At 41.0% G+C, this 19,581-nt stretch carries 18 protein-coding genes; 15 read left to right on the top strand and 3 right to left on the bottom strand.

Annotated elements, in window-relative coordinates; all coding sequences use genetic code 11:
• The first annotated feature begins 13 nt into the window (after nt 1-13).
• The 3 genes from modA to MSC25_RS03220 are packed head-to-tail and all read left to right on the top strand — an operon-like array spanning nt 14 to nt 2,469.
• On the top strand, nt 14-766 hold the full coding sequence (gene modA, locus MSC25_RS03230; protein ID WP_096042569.1) for a molybdate ABC transporter substrate-binding protein: 753 nt from the start codon (nt 14-16) through the stop codon (nt 764-766).
• Nucleotides 753-1,439 carry a molybdate ABC transporter permease subunit gene (gene modB, locus MSC25_RS03225; RefSeq protein WP_004587743.1) on the top strand — a complete coding sequence of 229 codons (687 nt, stop codon included), beginning with the start codon at nt 753-755 and terminating at the stop codon, nt 1,437-1,439. Before modA ends, modB begins: the two co-directional genes overlap by 14 nt.
• The gene (locus MSC25_RS03220) at nt 1,432-2,469 is read left to right on the top strand and encodes an ATP-binding cassette domain-containing protein (RefSeq protein ID WP_096041874.1); all 1,038 of its coding nucleotides are present in this window, start codon (nt 1,432-1,434) and stop codon (nt 2,467-2,469) included. Before modB ends, MSC25_RS03220 begins: the two co-directional genes overlap by 8 nt.
• A gap of 39 nt (nt 2,470-2,508) precedes the next feature.
• Here MSC25_RS03220 and moeB read toward each other — a convergent pair whose 3' ends face one another.
• Entirely contained in the window at nt 2,509-3,267 is a 759-nt protein-coding gene (gene moeB / locus MSC25_RS03215; RefSeq protein WP_096041873.1) for a molybdopterin-synthase adenylyltransferase MoeB, read from the bottom strand.
• Between the two features lie 286 nt (nt 3,268-3,553).
• On the opposite strand from moeB, the gene MSC25_RS03210 reads away from it, so the two are divergent.
• The 12 genes from MSC25_RS03210 to MSC25_RS03155 all read left to right on the top strand — a co-directional run bounded on the left by MSC25_RS03210 (nt 3,554) and on the right by MSC25_RS03155 (nt 16,466).
• Nucleotides 3,554-5,023, top strand: a complete 1,470-nt coding sequence (locus tag MSC25_RS03210; RefSeq protein ID WP_096041872.1) for a NarK family nitrate/nitrite MFS transporter — start codon at nt 3,554-3,556, stop codon at nt 5,021-5,023.
• Nucleotides 5,024-5,036: 13 nt separating this feature from the next.
• Nucleotides 5,037-6,776 (top strand): bifunctional protein-serine/threonine kinase/phosphatase, encoded by a 1,740-nt coding sequence (locus MSC25_RS03205; protein WP_096041871.1) that lies wholly within the window; start codon nt 5,037-5,039, stop codon nt 6,774-6,776.
• Nucleotides 6,777-6,785: 9 nt separating this feature from the next.
• Complete coding sequence (locus tag MSC25_RS03200; RefSeq protein ID WP_248442560.1) at nt 6,786-7,979, top strand: alginate export family protein; 1,194 nt, start codon at nt 6,786-6,788, stop codon at nt 7,977-7,979.
• A gap of 228 nt (nt 7,980-8,207) precedes the next feature.
• Complete coding sequence (locus MSC25_RS03195; RefSeq protein WP_096041869.1) at nt 8,208-9,734, top strand: FAD-dependent oxidoreductase; 1,527 nt, start codon at nt 8,208-8,210, stop codon at nt 9,732-9,734.
• A gap of 21 nt (nt 9,735-9,755) precedes the next feature.
• Nucleotides 9,756-12,446, top strand: coding sequence for a nitrate reductase (locus tag MSC25_RS03190; protein ID WP_096041868.1), 2,691 nt, complete (start codon nt 9,756-9,758; stop codon nt 12,444-12,446).
• 16 nt (nt 12,447-12,462) lie between these two features.
• Complete coding sequence (moaA, locus tag MSC25_RS03185; protein ID WP_096041867.1) at nt 12,463-13,434, top strand: GTP 3',8-cyclase MoaA; 972 nt, start codon at nt 12,463-12,465, stop codon at nt 13,432-13,434.
• 2 nt (nt 13,435-13,436) lie between these two features.
• Nucleotides 13,437-14,063: a molybdenum cofactor guanylyltransferase gene (locus tag MSC25_RS03180; protein WP_096041866.1), complete on the top strand. Its 627-nt coding sequence runs from the start codon at nt 13,437-13,439 to the stop codon at nt 14,061-14,063.
• Complete coding sequence (gene moaB / locus MSC25_RS03175) at nt 14,060-14,599, top strand: molybdenum cofactor biosynthesis protein B (protein WP_004587753.1); 540 nt, start codon at nt 14,060-14,062, stop codon at nt 14,597-14,599. The genes MSC25_RS03180 and moaB overlap by 4 nt, the downstream gene beginning before the upstream one ends.
• Before the next feature lies 1 nt (nt 14,600).
• A complete protein-coding gene (gene moaC / locus MSC25_RS03170; RefSeq protein ID WP_096041865.1) occupies nt 14,601-15,071 on the top strand; it encodes a cyclic pyranopterin monophosphate synthase MoaC in 471 nt (156 codons plus the stop codon).
• Nucleotides 15,049-15,342 (top strand): MoaD/ThiS family protein, encoded by a 294-nt coding sequence (locus MSC25_RS03165; protein ID WP_096041864.1) that lies wholly within the window; start codon nt 15,049-15,051, stop codon nt 15,340-15,342. The genes moaC and MSC25_RS03165 overlap by 23 nt, the downstream gene beginning before the upstream one ends.
• Nucleotides 15,342-15,821 carry a molybdopterin synthase catalytic subunit MoaE gene (gene moaE, locus MSC25_RS03160; RefSeq protein ID WP_248442558.1) on the top strand — a complete coding sequence of 160 codons (480 nt, stop codon included), beginning with the start codon at nt 15,342-15,344 and terminating at the stop codon, nt 15,819-15,821. The genes MSC25_RS03165 and moaE overlap by 1 nt, the downstream gene beginning before the upstream one ends.
• Nucleotides 15,822-16,466: an MOSC domain-containing protein gene (locus MSC25_RS03155; protein ID WP_248442557.1), complete on the top strand. Its 645-nt coding sequence runs from the start codon at nt 15,822-15,824 to the stop codon at nt 16,464-16,466. It begins immediately after the preceding gene.
• Nucleotides 16,467-16,523: 57 nt separating this feature from the next.
• Here MSC25_RS03155 and MSC25_RS03150 read toward each other — a convergent pair whose 3' ends face one another.
• Nucleotides 16,524-17,180, bottom strand: coding sequence for a bifunctional 4-hydroxy-2-oxoglutarate aldolase/2-dehydro-3-deoxy-phosphogluconate aldolase (locus MSC25_RS03150; protein ID WP_248442556.1), 657 nt, complete (start codon nt 17,178-17,180; stop codon nt 16,524-16,526).
• Nucleotides 17,181-17,446: 266 nt separating this feature from the next.
• Nucleotides 17,447-19,468: a methionine--tRNA ligase gene (gene metG / locus MSC25_RS03145; RefSeq protein ID WP_248442555.1), complete on the bottom strand. Its 2,022-nt coding sequence runs from the start codon at nt 19,466-19,468 to the stop codon at nt 17,447-17,449.
• Between the last annotated feature and the right edge of the window lie 113 nt (nt 19,469-19,581).

The following is a 19,581-nucleotide window of genomic DNA, read 5'->3' as shown; positions in this document are numbered from 1 at the left end:
AACAATACTTATAATGTTAAAGCTTTACAATACATGGTGTGGTTATTTGTTATTACTGTTAGTGGTATTTAGCAATCCTCTTAACGCAAAAGAAACGCTGCACATAGCCGTTGCGAGCAATTTTAAACCTGTGCTGCAAACGCTGGTAACTAACCCAGCCCTGAAAAATATTAATATTAAAATATCAGCTGCTTCTAGCGGCGTATTACACTCTCAAATTATGCACGGTGCACCGTACGATATTTTTTTATCAGCCGACGCTGCACGCCCACACGCACTAATCAAAGACGGCTTTGCACTCAAAAATAGCTTAACCACCTATGCGATAGGTTTATTAGCGCTGTGGCAGCCAAGCAACTCAGTTATTAATAATAAATTAGCCATTGCTAATCCAAGGTTTTCGCCATATGGGCAATCATCGGCGCATTATGCTAAAAACTATATAAAAACACCGTATGAATTTGTGTATGGAAATAATATTACCCATGCGTTTCAATTTGTAGAAACAGGCAATGCCGCTAAAGGCTTGGTCGCGCTATCTACGTTAAAGTCGGCGTATCGCAAAACTAAAAATAAAAAATATTTAAATTACACGCTTATCGAACCTGAAAAACACCCTGAAATAACGCAGCAAGGCGTTATCATAAGCGCGACTAAGCATTTAACGACAGCTAAAAAGTTTATGGCTTTTTTAAATGACCCCTCAACCGCAAAAACATTATTAGAGCTTGGTTATAAAGCAAAGGAAAGTGATGTTAGCAAGTGATGTAACAGCGCTGTGGCTTACAATTAAACTTGCCTTTATAACGGCTGCTATTTTGTTGATTATATGCATTCCGCTTGCATGGCAGCTAGCCAGTTATAAAGGTAAGTTAAAGCCTATATTAGAAGCACTTATAGCAATGCCTTTGGTGCTGCCGCCTACGCTAATGGGCTTTTATTTATTGGTATTGTTTTCACCTACTCATGCATTTGGCCAGTTTTGGTTTTGGCTCACGGGTACGCAGCTCGCGTTTAGTTTTCAAGGGGTGGTTATTGGCTCGTTATTTTACTCTCTCCCTTTTGTGATGCAGCCGTTACTGGCGGGCTTTAAACAAATAAATACTACTTATAATCAAGCTGCTATTGCCTTGGGGATCAGCCCATTTAAGCGTTTTATGTATTTAACGTTACCGCTATTAAAGCCAAGCATAGGCAGTGCCTTTGCACTGGGCTTTGCCCATACATTGGGAGAATTTGGTTTAGTGCTAATGATTGGTGGCAATATACAAGGCGAAACCCAAGTGGTGTCTATTGCGTTGTACGACCATGTAGAGTCACTTAATTATGGGGCTGCGCACCAATTGTCGTTGGTATTACTAGCAATCTCGTTTGCGTGTTTAGTGTTGTTGTTTAAATTTAATAAAACCGTGATAAACGGAGCTGCTAATCGTGCTTAAAATACAATGTCATCAACGTTTGGACGATTTTGAATTACATGTTGATTTAGCTATAAATCAATTTGATATTTTAGGGGTGTTTGGCCCTTCGGGCTCTGGCAAATCGAGCTTATTACAGGCGATAGCAGGACTTACGACGGCGCAAAATGTGTGTATAAACAATCATAATATTACTCATTTAAAGCCCGATAAACGCCTACTTACTTTACAGCTGCAGTCGTGCCCGTTATTTCCACATTTAAATGTGATGGGTAATTTACTGTTTACTCACAAGCATTGTAAAAATAAAAGTAACAACCTAACGCCTGATCAGGTAATTGATTTATTAGCACTAAACCCATTACTAAATCGTGATGTGTCGGGGCTTTCGGGCGGGGAGCGCCAGCGCGTAATTTTTGCAAGAACACTACTAAGTGGGCAATCTGTTGTTTTACTTGATGAGCCATTTAGCGCCTTAGATTGGTCAACGCGTTTTACTATGTTGGGGGCTATTCAGCAACTTAATAAATCCCATGGTATTAAATTTATTATTGTTAGCCACTCTTTAAAAGAGCTACTTTATTGCAGCGATACATTACTTCATATAGCGAAAGGCAGCGTGCTCCAGTGCGGTGCAACACAAGAAGTGGTGCAAAGTATTTATACAAATAAGAGCCAAACGCCGCTCAGTATACTTAGTTATAGTAAGCCTGAATTTAATGATGCTTTTGGTCTTTACCAGCTTACTCTTAGTAATAGCCAACAGCATTTATATGCAGTGCCTTCGCTGGTAAAACAAAACCATAAGTTAATTATAGAAAGCAGCCAAATAACCTACAACAAAGTAAAACCAATTAACGAGAGCAGTGCAAACGTGCTAATAGGTATACTTGAAAATGCCCAGCAGCTTGATGAGCAATGGTTGCTAACTGTTAATGTAGATACGCAATTACTGTATTGCGCGGTGTCTAAAAGGCAATGGCAGCAAAGCGCTGTAAGCCTAGGCGAGCAGATTTATTTGACAATAAATAACCTAGAAACGCTAAATTAGGCTTTTAAAAGCAGTCATGTATTTACAAAATGTACTAAATTAAGCACTGCAAACAGGGCAGTGCTTATTTTTAACAATGTTAAAACGGTTAAACTCCATACTCAAACCATCTACAAGTAATAGCTGCTCGGTGAGTTTACTAGGCAGTCCTGCAATAATTTTAAGTACTTCAGTCGCTTGAATACTGCCAATAAGCCCTACAATAGGAGAGAGCACCCCTGACTCTGAACAGCTTTGAGTTTGTTCGCCAAAGAGCTGTGACACACACCCGTAGCAATGGCTATTAGGCGCCATTGTAAAGCAAGCTACTTGTCCCTCTAACCTTATGGCAGAGCCCGAAACCAAGGGCGTACGGGTGTTATAGCAGGCGCTGTTGAGCAAATTACGTGTTGCTAAGTTATCAGTGCAGTCAATAACTACATCTACTTTGCTAAGTAATTGTTCAAGGCGCGAATTTTCATTTAAAAATTCATCAATAGTGTGGATCTCTATTTCATCATTTAACTGAGTTAACTGTTCTTTTGCACTGTGGGTTTTTAAGCACCCAACATCACTTTGTTTATAGAGCACCTGCCTTTGCAAGTTAGTTGCATCAACCACATCGTTATCTACAAGCGTTAAAGTACCTACGCCCGATGCCGCTAAGTACTGCGCAACTGGGCAACCTAATCCACCTAACCCCACAATAAGAGCATGACTTTGCCATATTTTTTCTTGTCCATCTATATCTAGCTGAGGAAGCATAATATGGCGAGAATAGCGTAATTGCTGCTGATACGTTAAAGGGGGTTTTTGCATTAATGAGTTCTCATAATTTTTTTTAACAATACCAATTAGTTAAAACCTAGAGCAAGTAAAGCTTAAAAATTCTTTGCACTGTTTACGCCCAACAAAGCTGCTTAAATAGTGCAAAGCGAAATAAATATTAATTCCCAAAAATATAAGTAACTGAAAAACCTACCTATTAATTGTTGGCTTAGTAATTGCTGAAAGCGGTTAACGTTAATTTAACAATCGTCGCAGTGTTATTACTACCAAAGTCGTACTCACTGCTTAAAATAATAATCGTTACAAGGAAAAAAACATGCAACCGAGTTCTGGGTTTAATCTCATATCGTTTAGCGGAAAAATGAAAATACTACATTTAAGCTGGATGGTGTTTTTTATCTCTTTTTTTGTATGGTTTAACCATGCTCCATTATTAGGGGCAATAGCGGGCTCGCTAGGTATAACTATGGCACAGGTAAAAACGCTGCTCATTTTAAATGTGGCCTTAACCATTCCGGCGCGTGTTGTTGTTGGCATGCTGACAGATAAGTTTGGTCCGCGTATTGTTTATGCCGCTTTACTTATTTTATGTAGCATACCGTGTTTTATGTTTGCTATGGCCACCACATTTGAGCAAGCCGCTATCGCGCGTTTTGCACTAGGCTTTATTGGTGCAGGCTTTGTAGTGGGCATTCGTATGGTGAGCGAGTGGTTCCCGGCAAACGAGTTAGGTACAGCAGAAGGTATTTATGGTGGCTGGGGTAATTTTGGCTCGGCTGCCGCTGCCATGTTACTACCTGTATTAGCGCTTATGTTTGGCGGCGACGATGGCTGGCGCTATGCCGTTGGTTTAACGGGCGTACTTAGCGTTATTTTTGGTGTTATTTGGTACATAAACGTAACCGATACACCAAAAGGGGGTACATACTTTAAGCCTAAAAAAGTAGGCGCAATGGAAGTAACCAGTAAAGGTGACTTTGTATTATTGCTTATTATGAAATTACCTATGTATGGCGCACTGGCTTTACTTACTTGGAAGTTGTCTCCTACAGGCGCTAATTTAATTTCTGCCAATTTTGTTTTAGCCGTTTATGCATTTTTAGTGCTGTTATACGCTTACGAGGTATATAAAACCTTTGATATAAACGGACATATCTTTAAACAACCCGTGCCAGAATCACACCGCTACGAATTTAAACAAGTAGCTGTACTTAATATTTTATATTTTACTACCTTTGGCTCAGAGCTGGCCGTTGTATCTATGTTGCCATTATTTTTTATGGAAGTGTTTGGCCTCGATATGGTGTACGCAGGTTTACTGGCCTCTGCTTATGCGTTTATGAATTTAGCCTCGCGCCCGGGTGGTGGTTGGATCTCAGATAGAATGGGTCGTCGTAAAACACTTATTGTTCTTACCTCAGGGTTAGCTGTAGGTTACTTTGTTATGGGCTTAGTTGACGCTAGCTGGCCACTTTGGCTTGCTGTAGCTGCTGCCATGGCGTGTTCGTTCTTTGTGCAAGCTGGTGAGGGAGCGGTTTTTGCTGCTGTGCCACTTATCAAACGCCGCTTAACAGGGCAAATTGCAGGTATGACAGGCGCTTACGGTAACGTTGGCGCGGTGGTGTATTTAACGGCGCTCTCATTAGTGGATTACCAAACTTTCTTTATGATTATTGCTGCCAGTGCATTGTTAGGTTTAGGGGCGTTATTTTTCATGAAAGAGCCAGATGGGCACATCACAGAAGTAAACGAAGATGGCTCTGTTGAACTTATTTCAGTGACTTAAGGCAGCGTTAACCATGTTTGATGAAACCCAACACGCTCAAGTTCGTAATAATACGCTAGATGTTTCTTTTGGTGGGCACAGTGCCGCGGGCATAAAAGATGAAAATCAAGATGCGTTTGCTGCTTTAAATACTGAGCACGAACAACAAGAAACAAAAGGCGCTATTGCGTGCTTAGCGGATGGGTGTTCATCGGCTAAAAATGCCAAACAAGCATCGCAGCTCAGTGTTACTCATTTTATAAATGAGTATTTAAATACACCCGACAGCTGGGCGGTCAAAAAATCGGTTTCTAAGGTTTTAGCTAGCTTAAATCAGTGGTTATATTCGCAATCAGTTAACTATAACCACTTAGGGCAACGCCAAGCTGATTGGATGACCACCTTTACGGCGCTTATATTAAAATCAGCTACGGGGTATATATTTCATTTAGGGGATACTCGCATTACGCGTTTACGCGATAATCAAATGGAAGCGATAACGCGGGATCATAAAGTAAACGATACGCTCACTCGTGCTTTAGGCGCGCAGTCACATCAAGAAATTGATGTTTACGAAGTTGACCTAAAAGCCGGCGATATTTACATACTGACTTGCGATGGTGTGCATGATGTATTGCCTTATAATGAAATTGCCAACGAAATAAACGCCCATAACAACTTAGAGCAGGCAGCAAGTGCCATTACCTCACGCGCTATAGCACAAGGCAGTGATGATAATGTGAGTTGTTTATTAGTGAAGGTAAATAGCATTGCGCAGCAAAATCTAGATGAGCTTTATCAATCGTTAACGCAGCGAAAAATACCACCCGCATTAGAGGTTGGCCAAATAATTGATGGATATACGGTTATTCGTAAAATCAACGAAAGCAGCCGATCGCACATTTATTTGGTACAACTAGCACCTGATGCACCCCCCGTTGTATTAAAGGCACCCTCGGTTAATTTTGAAGACGATATACATTACCTTCAAGGCTTTATACGCGAAGGGTGGGTAGGGCAACGTATTAATCATCCTAATGTAATGAAGGTTTTAAATACGCAATCGCAAAGCCGATTTTTATATCATATTTGCGAGTACACGGACGGACAAACCCTCAGTGACTATAAGCACGACGTCCCTTATTTAGAAATAGCGCAAGTGCGCAGTATTGTAGAGCAAATAGTGCATGCGCTAAGGGCATTTCAGCGATTAGATATGGTACATCGTGATTTAAAGCTCGATAACGTGATGATAGATGCACACGGTAAAGTTACGTTAATTGATTACGGTACTGTAAGTGTTGCGGCTATGGATGAGTCTGTTAAGCAAATAGCCGATGACTGCCCGCAAGGTACTATAGATTATACGGCTCCTGAAACACTTATTTCGCTGCATGCCGATTTTAAAAGCGATATGTTTTCGCTTGGGGTGATTGCTTATGAGTTACTGTGCTCGAAGCTGCCTTATAAAACATTACCGGCAAGTCATACCCCTATTGATTACAGCCACTGGCAATACACAAGTATTCGCAAGTACCGAGCCGATATACCCTTTTGGTTAGATCAGGCTTTAATGAAAGCACTTGCGCCAAAACCAGCGCTCAGATACCACGCATTTTCTGAGTTTTTAACAGATATTAGTAAACCTAATCCACATTTACAGAGCTCAGCCAACAAAATTTCAATAATGAAAGGCGATCCAGTATTACTCTGGAAGAGCATTTCGCTGTGTTTATTTATTATTTTATTGTGCGTGCTCATAATTAAAAACTAAGAGACCAAGATGTTAAATTATAAAAATAACTTACCTATTATTTTAATGATAGGGTGCATTGCTGCGCCTTCTATTAGTGTTGCAGCGCAAACCGACCTTAATTTTAGGCTGCGTTATGAAAGTGCAGAGCAAGATAACGCACTAAAAGATGCCAGTAGCTTAACGCTGCGTACTCGCCTTACTCATAAAACGGATGAAGTGAATGGCTTTTCTGCTTTATTAGAGGTCGAAGATAGCCGAAGCCTATTAGGTGTAGACGATTACAACAATACGCTGGGTAAAAATACAAATTACTCAGTAATAGCCGACCCAGAAACCACAGAGGTAGATCAGGCTTTTGTTAAATACGCAAAAGATGCTTTATCAATTAAAGTAGGTAGGCAAGTAATAGCGCTCGATGGACAGCGCTTTGTAGGCCACGTTGGATTTAGGCAAGACAGGCAAACCTTTGATGCTGCAACAGTAAATTACACCTTTAATGATATTAACTTGCACTATAGCTACATAAGTAAGCGCAACCGTATATTTGCCGATAGCAAAGATATTGATGCATCCGATCATCTTATCAATGCAAGCTTTAAAACAAGCCTAGGTAAGGTGGTTTTATACAGCTATTTATTAAGTGACGATGCAATAGATAATGACAGCTTAGATACTTATGGTGTGTCTTTTAATGGTAATAAAACGCTCAGCGATATTAAATTTTACCATAAAGCACAGTACGCCACGCAATCAGCATCAACGAGCATGAGTGATTTTGACGCTGATTACTATGCATTTGAAGGGGGGATAGATTTAGGCGGTTTAGGTATTGAAGCCGTTACATTAAAAGCTGGTATTGAGTCACTGGGTTCTGATAACGGCGATTATGGTTTTGCCACGCCGCTTGCCACAATGCATAAATTTAATGGCTGGGCCGATACGTTTTTAGCAACCCCAGCACAAGGGCTTGATGACACTTATGTAAGTTTAAATGGTAAAGCTTACGGCGGTAAATGGCTGTTGGCGTATCACAGCTTTGATGCCAACGATAGCGCCGATGGCGTTGATGATTTAGGCACAGAGCTAAACGTACAATACGTAAAGCCTATTAATAAAACCTATGCTGTAGGCGCAAAATATGCCGATTATTCAGCAGGTGATAGCGCTGCAGGCAAAGTTGATACCCAAAAACTGTGGGTATGGGTAAGCGCTAAATTTTAAGTATTTAACCTAAACCCTCGTTATTTAATTTAAAGCGTTACAAGTTGGTGCAATAGCGCCAGCTTGTGGTGCTTTCACTTCTTTTTTACTGTGTTAACTCAGTTAAGTTATTGAAATGTAGTGCTTATATATCTGGCTTGCATATTGCTATAACCAACACATAATAAATTATACATTTAAAGTACCCATTTAAAGTTAAGTGTATTTTAAATCAAACAGGTGATTTTAATGCCAAGCAAGCAGCGTGTTGTAGTTGTCGGAAATGGAATGGTTGGCCATCATTTTGTACAACAGCTAGTATCACAACAAGGTGATACTCAAAATATGGAGATTACCGTACTCAGCGGTGAAGACCGACTCGCTTATGACCGCGTACAGCTTTCGTCTTTTTTTAAAGGTAAAACCGAAGACGATTTAGCACTTACCTGCAGTAAAACCTATCAAGATTGGCAAGTGTGCTTTCATACTCATTCTAAAGTGGTTGATATAAACCGCGATGCAAAAACAGTCACTACTGCAAAAGGCAAAACATTTGAATACGACAAGTTAATATTGGCTACCGGTTCATTTGCATTTGTACCACCCATTCCAGGTAAAGATCGCGAGCATTGCCTAGTTTACAGAACCATTAACGATTTACACGCCATAAAAAAATCTGCACATGCGAGCAAGGTGGGCGTAGTAATTGGCGGCGGTTTATTAGGGCTTGAAGCAGCCAACGCGTTAAAGCAGCTTGGCTTGCAAACCCATGTAATAGAATTTGCACCACAACTTATGGGCGTACAAATAGATGGTGCTGGTGGTCGATTGCTTAAAAATAAAATTACCGAGCTGGGCGTTACAGTGCATACATCAGTGGCGACAGAGCAAATTATAGAGGGTGAAAACAGCCGTTATAAAATGTGCTTTAAAGGGGGGCAAACCCTAGAAACAGACATGATTGTATTTTCGGCCGGTATTCGCCCATACGATAACCTAGCTCGTGAGTTTAATTTAGAAATAGGTGAGCGCGGCGGCATCGTAATAAACAACCATTGCCAAACGAGTGATAAAAACATATACGCAATAGGCGAATGCGCCCTTTGGAATAACTTTATTTTTGGTCTTGTAGCACCCGGCTACGCGATGGCAAAAGTAGCGGCGGGGCATGTTTTAAAGCAGCTTTCTTCAAGTACAGCTTCAAACACACCTTTAAGCAACTATTCAAACAATACTGATGAATTTAGCGGCGCCGATATGAGCACCAAGCTTAAATTAATGGGTGTTGAAGTAGGCTCAATTGGTGATGCTCATGCACGCAGTGAAGGCGCAATTAGCTATTACTTTGAAGATCAACTAAGCGGTATTTACAAAAAAGTAGTCACTAATGAGCAAGGCAATAAGCTCATAGGTGCTGTACTGGTTGGCGATACCAGTGATTACGATAATTTATTGCAGTATCACTTAAATGGTATTGAGCTTAGTGTGCCCGCAGAGTCATTAATAATGCCGCTTGCAGGTGACGCGGGCGAGCTAAACGCTGATGATTTGCCACGTGATGCCATTATTTGTGCGTGCCACAAAGTGACAAAACACACTATTGAACAAGCGGTTATACAAGGTTGTAGCGATTTAAATAAAGTGCAGCAAGCCACTAAAGCAAGTACGGGTTGTGGAGGCTGTGAAAAACTAGTGCAAAGCGTTATTAGCAGTGCGCTTAATAATAAAATAGCTACGCTAACCCCAGTAGATGAGCCAGTATCACAGAGCGCTTAACACAAAGAATAAGAGAGCAGTATGGAAACATTAAACACATGTTCAAACACACCTTTACTTAAACAAACCACCTGCGCTTATTGTGGTGTAGGCTGTGGGGTTGATATTTCATTATTAAATAATACCCCAACAAAACTTGAAGGCACGCGCGAGCACCCCGCTAATTTTGGCCGTTTATGTGTTAAAGGCACGCACTTGCTTGACACCATCGGCACTGATAATCGCTTAACATCGCCCCTTATTGATAACGAACCCGCCAGCTGGGATACGGCAACTGATTACGTTGCCAAGAAATTTAACGCCATTATTAAAGAGCATGGACCGGAGTCGGTTGCGTTTTATGTATCGGGGCAGTTACTGACTGAAGATTACTACGTTGCCAATAAATTAATGAAAGGCTACATAGGCTCAGGCAATATAGATACAAACTCAAGGCTGTGTATGTCATCGGCGGTTGCCGGTTATAAACGTGCATTTGGTGAGGACGTAGTACCATGTAGCTACGACGATTTAGAGCACACTGAGCTACTTATTTTAATTGGCTCAAATGCAGCGTGGACACATCCGGTGCTTTACCAGCGTATGGAGCGCGCAAAAAAGCTTAATCCAAACATGAAAGTAGTGGTTATCGACCCGCGAAAAACCGATACAGCCGAACTTGCCGATACCTTTTTAAATATAAAACCAGGCAGCGACGCAGCACTTTATAACGGCTTACTTAATTATTTAAGTGAACATAACTATTTAGATACGCAATTTATAAACGCGCATACAAACGGCTTCGAAACAGCGCTTGCAGAGGCTAAAAAGTGGAGTATTAAAGCGGTCAGTGATTTTTGTGATATCGACGCGCAGCTAGTCAGTGACTTTTACGCCTTATTTGCACAAAGCCCAACCGCTATTAGTTTTTATTCAATGGGTATTAACCAATCAAGCTCAGGGGTCGATAAGTGTAATGCCATTATAAATGCGCATTTAGCGTCGGGTAAATTGTTAAAGCCTGGATGTGGCCCGTTTTCTATAACTGGGCAGCCTAATGCTATGGGCGGGCGTGAAGTAGGTGGCTTGGCAAATCAATTAGCAGCACATTTAGACATTGAAAACGACGCGCATCAACAGTTAGTGCAGCGTTTTTGGCAATCGCCAACAATAGCTAAAAAAGCAGGGTGTAATGCGATTGATATGTTTGATGAAATCGCCAAAGGGAAAATAAAAGCTATTTGGGTAATGGCAACCAACCCGATGGTGAGCCTACCTAATAACGCAGCCATACAACATGCACTTGAGCAATGTGAGCTGGTGGTTGTGTCTGACTGTATTGCCAAAAGTGATACGCTAAAATTTGCTAATGTGGCGTTTCCATCAACCGGATGGGGCGAAAAAAACGGCACAGTGACTAATTCAGAGCGCAGAATATCAAGGCAGCGCCCGCTAGTTGAGCCATTTTCGGGGGCTAAAAACGATTGGCAAATAATGTGTTTAGTTGCCCAAAAAATGGGTTTTGAAGGGTTTGATTTTACAGACCCCAGTGGCATTTTTGAAGAATGGGCACAACTGACTGATTTTGAAAATAACGGTGATAGGCTATTAAATTTATCAGCCTTAGTGGGGCTTTCGCAGGAGCAGTACGATAACTTAAAACCGGTTATGTGGCCGGTACTAAAAAATGAGCCATATAAAAACGGGCAGGTTTTTGTTAATAAACAATTTAGCACCGCAGATAAAAAAGCCCGCTTTATACCTATAACGCCCAAACTTCCTGTGCAGCAAACATCAAGCGATTTCCCGTTTGTAATGAACTCAGGGCGAATACGCGACCAATGGCATACAATGAGCCGCACCGGAAAAAGTACAGCCCTTTCTACTCATATAAGGCGCCCATATATTGAAATAAACCCCATAGATGCCAGCAAATTAAACATAAAAGCAAACGATTTAATAACTGCCAATGCTAAAACAGGGCAAGTGACGGCTCATGCAAAAGTAACGGATGCTGTGCGTAAAGGCGAATGTTTTATGCCTATTCACTGGAACAAGCAATTTGCCTCATCCGCTACGGTAAGTGGGCTTTATCAATCGGTTGTTGACCCTATTTCGGGCCAGGCTGAGTGTAAGCATGGTGCTGTTGATTTAGTTAAAGCGCAGTTTGCTCAGTACATGCAAATTTTTAGCAAAACAGAGCTTAATATTAACAGTGATTTTTGGCTTAAAGTTAACGCAAGTAATTGTGTTAACTACCAGTTAGCGCTCAATGAGCCGCAAAATGATTTGCTTTATTATTGCCAAACACTGACAGGGTTACAAGGGCAGTGGTCGGCAATGGGCAGTGCAAAAGCAATGCATGTTCAATGTATTCAAAACCAGCAGTTAGTGTTTGTTGCAGTTATTTCGTCGGCTCAAAAAGACATATCACTTGAGTGGATAAATCATTTATTTGCAGAGCCTTTAATAACCTTTAGCCAATTACAGTCATTGTTGTATGCCACGCCTGATGAAGAATTTACCCAAGGCGCACAAGTATGTAGTTGCTTTAAAGTACGTGAACAACCCATTATAAACGCCATTAAAAGTGGTGAAAATACAGTAGAACAATTGGGGTCTAAACTAAAATGCGGCACTAACTGTGGGTCGTGTAAAACCCAGTTAAGCCAATTAATAAAGCAGCATACTACGCAAAACGCTAACAGTATTGATGTTGCAGTTGAAATGTAAATAAATAAGGAAGCATATGCTTAATGATCAATTTGGTCGGCAGTTTAACTATTTGCGCCTCTCAATTACCGATGTGTGTAATTTTAGTTGCACCTATTGTTTACCAAACGGGTATCAGTGCGATACCCCGCGTAACTTTTTAAATAAAAACGAAATAAACACCTTAGTAAATGCGTTTGCTTCACTTGGCACAAAAAAAGTGCGTATTACAGGCGGTGAGCCGTGTTTACGCAGTGACGTAACCGAGATTATAAAGCAATGTAAAAACACTCCAGGCATAGAAAAAGTCGCCATAACAACGAATGGTTTTAACTTATTTAATAAAATTGATGAGTTTTACAGCGCTGGCCTAGATGCGCTAAACATTAGTATAGATAGCTTAAACCCGAGCATGTTTAAATTAATTACAGGACACGACAAGCTAACTCATATTTTAAAAGGAATAGACAGAGCAATTGAGCTGGGTATAAAAGATATAAAAATAAATGCAGTGCTGGCTAAGCAATTTAATAAAAACCAATTAAATGATTTTTTAGACTGGGTAAAACATAAAAAAGTAACGGTACGCTTTATCGAATTAATGGAAACAGGTAATGGAGCCACCTTTTTTGAACAAAACCATTTAAGCGGGCTAAGTGTTAAAACACAGCTTTTAGCACAAGGTTGGTTACAGGTAGTAAGAGGTAAATTAAACGGCCCTGCAGAGGAGTTTTGTCATCCCGATTTTGAGGGGCGCATTGGCTTAATTATGCCCTACAGTAAAGATTTTTGTAAAAGCTGTAACCGATTAAGAGTATCGTCATTAGGCAAATTACATTTGTGCTTGTTTGCCGAGCAAGGAATAGACTTACGTCCGCATTTAAATGCGCAAGATACGCCAGCCACTGTAAACGCTATTCAAGCGGCAATGGGCAACAAAACCATTAGCCATGAGCTCGATAAACGCTTAACGGGCGCCACAACTCATTTAGCTATGTTAGGCGGCTAAATATGAGCAGTAAAGCCGTGTTTAAGGGGGTTGTACTCGCTGGAGGGCAATCATCAAGAATGGGCAGCGATAAAGCAAATCTCATTTTAAAAAATAAAACCTTACTGCAAAATGCATGTGAATTATTAACAGCAGCAGGAGCAAGTGATGTACTTATAAGCCGTAATGTACAAAGTACTACTGCGCAATACATAGCAGATATATACCCAGGTTCTGGCCCGCTTGGGGGGATTTATTCAACCTTAATGGCAACGGAGCAGGATATACTTGTAACTGCTGTTGATATGCCATTGCTTACTTGCACGTTGTTATCGCAAATTGCATCAGCAGCAAGCGATAATCCCCACTTTCAAACAAATCAGCCACAAATACATGCGTGGCACTTTGAAAATGAGCCGTTACCCCTGTATATTCGTAACACCCAAAGCGTTAAACGTCATTTAAAACAATTACTCATAAACGTAAATAGTCATAAATCAATTAAACAGTTTACCCGTAGTATTGGTGTGCAAACGCTAAAATGTAATAAAGCGCACGCACTTGTTAATACCAATACACCGGCGCAATTTAAAGCTGTTAACGAGCAATTTGACCAACACAAACCTAATTTATTGAGAAGAACCCTATGAGCCATACCACAGAGTCACAAATTGCATTAAACATTGCCGTAATGACAGTAAGCGATACACGCGATGAAATTACGGATACTTCAGGCCATTATTTAATTAAAGCCCTTACTGAAGCAGGCCATCACTTAGCGGATAAAGACATAGTTAAAGATGATGTTTACCAAATGCGAGCAGTTGCATCGCAGTGGATTGCCGATGACACTATTCACGCCATTTTAGTAACCGGTGGTACGGGCTTTACCGAGCGCGACTCAACACCAGAGGCATTTGCACCGCTGTTTGATAAAAGCGTAGATGGGTTTGGAGAGCTATTTAGGCATATTTCTTACGGTGAAATTGGTAACTCAACTATTCAATCGCGTGCGTTGGCGGGCCTTGCCAATAACACCGTTATTTTTTGTATGCCTGGCTCTACGGGCGCATGTAAAACAGCCTGGACAGGTATTATAAAAGATCAGTTAGACTCAATGCACAAGCCATGTAACTTTGCACCGCATATTACTATTGGTAAAAAATGCGAATCGCGAGAGCAATAATATGCTGAGCCACGTAGATGAAAACGGCCAAGCAAACATGGTTGATGTATCGCTAAAAGAGGTCACTCTGCGCGATGCATCTGCCGAGGCCTACATTAAAATGAGCAAACAGGCTTTTGAGCAAGTGTTGCTTAATCAAAATAAAAAAGGTGACGTGCTAGGCGTTGCCCGTATTGCAGGTATTCAGGGCGCTAAAAAGTGCGCTGATTTAATTCCGCTTTGTCATCCGCTGGCACTGAGTAAAGTAGGCGTTGATTTTGAACTTGATGAAGCAAATAGCCAAATTAAAGTCACCAGCTACTGTAAATTAGCAGGCAAAACGGGCGTTGAAATGGAAGCGCTCACCGCTGTGTCTGTGGCTACCCTAACATTATTTGATATGTGTAAAGCCGCCGATCCGCTTATGGAAATACACGGTATGCGTGTAACGCAAAAAGCAGGGGGCAAGCATGGCAGCTGGCAGCGAGACTAATTTAAATGATACTGATGCAGGGCATGTAAACGTACTGTTTTTTGGCCAACTTAAAGAGCGCCTAAAGTGCGATAAGTTAACCGTTGAGATAGCGCACACCCTTAGCATTAAAGCGTTTAAACACATGCTGGTTGAGCAAAACCCACATTGGCAGGCATGGCTTGAAGAGCGTGATGTATTGTGTGCGCTTAATCAAACTATGTCATCAAGCGATGAGCTTGTAAAAGCAGGGGATGAACTTGCTTTTTTCCCACCAGTGACAGGTGGCTAATGAGTATAAGCATTAACGTACAAACGCAGGATTTTTCAGTAGGCGAGCAACATGACGCACTTTGCAGTAATAACAAAAGTGATGGTGCCGTAGTGACGTTTACAGGGCTGGTGCGAGAATTTAGTAGCGGCGATAACGTAATCGCCCTTGAGCTTGAACACTACCCAGGGATGACTGAGCAACTACTGCAATCGATAGCCGAGCAAGCGCAAACACGCTGGCAACTTGCCCGCATAAGTATTATTCATCGAGTAGGTTATTTAGCGCTTGGTGAGCAAATTGTATTTGTTGGCGTAACCAGCCGCCACCGCCAAGCCGCGTTTGAAGGCGCACAGTTTATTATGGATTACTTAAAAAACCACGCCACGTTTTGGAAAAAAGAGCATTTTAAAGACTCCTCAAACTGGGTTGAGTTTAAACAAAGCGACAAGCAAGCATTGAGTAAATGGCAAAATATCGAACAGGATGCAATTAAGTAAATGCATATAATCTCTACCAACATCTCTAAAATAAAAACGGTTGTTCATAGCGGCAAAGCCATTAAAACAGGTATATTTAAAACACCAACCAAAGAGCCGGTTGTTATTGAAAAGCTAAATATAATAGGTGATGAACAAGCCGATTTAGTCAATCATGGCGGGGTGGATAAAGCGGTTTATGCGTTTTCGCACAATCATTACGATTATTGGAAGCGGACCCTTAAAAATGATGATTTAGCAGTCGGTGCCTTTGGCGAAAACTTCACAATTTCAGACCTTGATGAGCAAAATATTCATATAGGCGATCGTATTCGTATAGGTACTGCACTACTTGAAGTAAGCCAGCCCCGTGTGCCGTGCTTTAAATTGGCTATTGCACTTAATAATAAACAAAGCCTAAAACTGTTTACTCAGTATTACCACACGGGTGTTTATTTTAGAGTGCTTGAGCAAGGTGTTGCTAAAACGGGCGATGCCGTGACTTTTGAACATAAAGCTGAGCATAACATTTCGGTTAAAACGTTGTTTCAGGCCTTTTTTGATAAACACTACCAAGATTATGAAAGCGTATTATCAGCAGCACTTGAACTACCCGAGCTTGCACTTGAGTGGCAAACTAAAATCAAAAAGAAATTGGGGAGTTAAAAGAGCGCTATTAAAGCTGTATTACCCTTAATAAAAGCTCACTTTTAGCTGTATTATTTAGTTTGTTAAGTGAGCGACCGCTGATATGTATTTGCACACCAATTGGCTTAATGTGTCGTATTGCTGTTTGTTATTTACCGGCTTACTAAAATCGCTACTTACCGCCACTGCGCATGCCCCCGCTGCAAACCAATGTGTTAGGTTGTCTAAATTAATGCCGCCTACGGGCATTAATGGCACATCAGAAAAAGGCCCCGTTAGCGCTTTAAAGTAATTAACCCCCATACTGCCTGCAGGAAAAACCTTAATAATATCGGCGTTATACTCTATTGCATTGGCAACATCGGTAGGGGTTAGTGCGCCCATTAATACAGGTAAACCATGGCGGTGGGCAAGCTCTACCACTGCTTGATTAGTATTTGGTGTAACTATAAATTGCGCACCGGCATCAATCGCTTGTTGCGCAAGGGCGGTGTTAATTATTGTGCCTGCGCCAATGAGTGTATTTTTATAAGCAGCCCGTGCTTTTGCTATTTCTTGCTCAAAGCCAGGTGTATTTGAGGTGATTTCTAGCGCGTTAATGCCTGCATTAACTAAGCAATTAATTAAGGGGGCTACATCGCTTTGTTGCTTTAAGCGAAGTATAGCAACTAACTTATGTTGCTTTATTTGGTTGCTTATTTTTATTCTGTTGGCATTTAAAATTTGGCTCATAATGTCACTTTACTTTACTTTACTTTATTTAATCCAGAGTCAGACGTGTAACAGCAATCGGCAATAATACTTAATTATTTTGGGGCTAAACGCGTTACAAAGCTCTCACTTTGATCATTTTGAATAACTAAATAGCGAGTTTTTGTCTAGTTATCAACACGCTTTTGCACCCTCAAAATAGCACACTTAATTAAATGGATTGGTATAAACGTTTTTTTCTCATAAAAAAACCGCTGAAATATCAGCGGTTTTTTATAAGTAATAAATTACATTACACGCATGCCTGGCTCAGAACCATCGTCTGGGTTAAGAATGTAAATTTCTTTACCGCCAGGGCCTGCAGCTAATACCATACCCTCTGACATACCAAAGCGCATTTTACGAGGCTTAAGGTTTGCAACCATTACAGTCAGTTTGCCTTCAATGTCTTCTGGTGCGTAAGCCGATTTAATACCAGCAAACACTTGGCGTGTTTCGCCGCCTAAATCCAGCGTAAGTTTAAGTAGCTTGTCGGCGCCTTCAACATGCTCTGCTTTAGCAATTTTAGCAACGCGTAAGTCTACTTTTGCAAAGTCATCAAATTCAATTTCATCCGCAATTGGCTCTTTTGCAAGTGGGCTATTAGGGTCAATTGTTACTTTTGATTCTAGGCTTTCTTTTGATTCTTCAACCATTTTGTTCACTTTATCCATTTCTACACGTTGCATGAGCGGCTTAAATTTATTGATAGGATGTGCAACGAGCGCGTTTTGAACGCCATCCCATGCTAAGTCGTCATTTAAAAAGGCTTCTACGTTTGCAGCCATACCTGGTAATACAGGTTTTAAATAGGTAATTAAAACACGGAACAAGTTAAGGCCAAGCGAGCACACTTCGTGCGCTTCTTGCTGTTTTGCTTCATCTTTAATGAGTACCCATGGCGCTGCGGCATCAATAAATTGGTTGGCTTTGTCGGCTAGGGCCATAATTTCACGAATTGCGCGGCTGTATTCACGGTTTTCATAGTGGGCAGTAATGCTCGGTGCAGCAGCTTGAAATTCTTCAAGTAGTTCTGGCTGCATAATTGTGCTACTTAATTTACCGTCAAACTTTTTAGTAATAAAGCCTGCACAGCGGCTTGCTATGTTTACTACTTTACCTACTAGGTCTGAATTTACACGTTGTGCAAAGTCTTCTAGGTTTAAATCGAGGTCAATAATACCGCTGTTTAATTTAGCTGCGTAGTAATAACGTAAGTACTCTGGGTCTAGGTTATCAAGGTAAGTACGTGCTTTTATAAACGTACCCTTTGATTTAGACATTTTTTCGCCATTGACGGTTACAAAGCCATGTGCAAACACGTTAGTTGGCTTTCTAAAATTAGCGCCCTCTAGCATGGCTGGCCAAAATAAGCTGTGGAAGTAAATAATGTCTTTACCAATAAAGTGATAAAGTTCAGCATCAGACCCTTCAGCCCAAAATGCATCAAAGTCGAGGCCTTTTTCGTTACATAGGTTTTTAAAGCTTGCCATGTAGCCAATTGGCGCATCTAGCCATACGTAAAAGTATTTGCCCGGTGCATTTGGAATTTCAAAACCAAAGTAAGGCGCATCGCGGCTAATATCCCACTGTTGCAGGCCATCGGTAAACCACTCATCTAACTTATTCGCCATTTCTTGCTGAATAGAGCCAGAGTGTAGCCACTCTTTAAGCATGCCTTCAAATGCTGGCAGGTCAAAAAAGTAATGCTCTGAATCTTTTAAAATTGGCTCAGCACCTGACATTACTGAGCGCGGGTTTATTAATTCGGTTGGGCTGTAAGTTGCGCCACACGAGTCACAGCTATCGCCATTTTGGTTTTCAGACTTACACGTTGGGCAAGTGCCTGTTACAAAGCGATCTGGTAAAAATATGCCTTTTTCAGGGTCGAATAACTGTGAAATAGTGTGCTTTTTAATATGACCCGCATCATTAAGGCGGTTATAAATAAGCTCACTCAGCTCTTTATTTTCTGAGCTGTGGGTGCTGTGGTATTTATCAAACTTGATGTTAAAGTCGGCAAAGTCGCGCTGGCGTTCAATGCTTACATTTTTAACCATTTCTTCAGGCGTGATCCCTTGCTTTTGCGCATTAAGCATAATTGGCGTGCCGTGAGCATCGTCGGCGCAAACATAATAAGCTTCGTGGCCTTGTAGCTTTTGAAAACGTGACCAAATATCAGTTTGAATATATTCCAATAAATGGCCTAAGTGAGTAGGGCCATTTGCATAAGGTAATGCGCTGGTAATGAGGATCTTTCGCTGCGTCATAATCATTCCGAATTGAGGATAAACCACCATTTTTACTACAAAAAAGGCGGTTATCATTAATTTATCCATAAGCTTTGGACTAACGGTACGCGCAGCTTATGGATTTTTGTTAA

Source organism: Pseudoalteromonas sp. 1CM17D, assembly GCF_023161805.1.
GTDB classification, from domain to species: Bacteria; Pseudomonadota; Gammaproteobacteria; order Enterobacterales; family Alteromonadaceae; genus Pseudoalteromonas; species Pseudoalteromonas atlantica.
The sequence above is the reverse complement of the archived record's forward strand: the minus strand, read 5'-3'. Positions and strand labels throughout refer to the sequence as shown.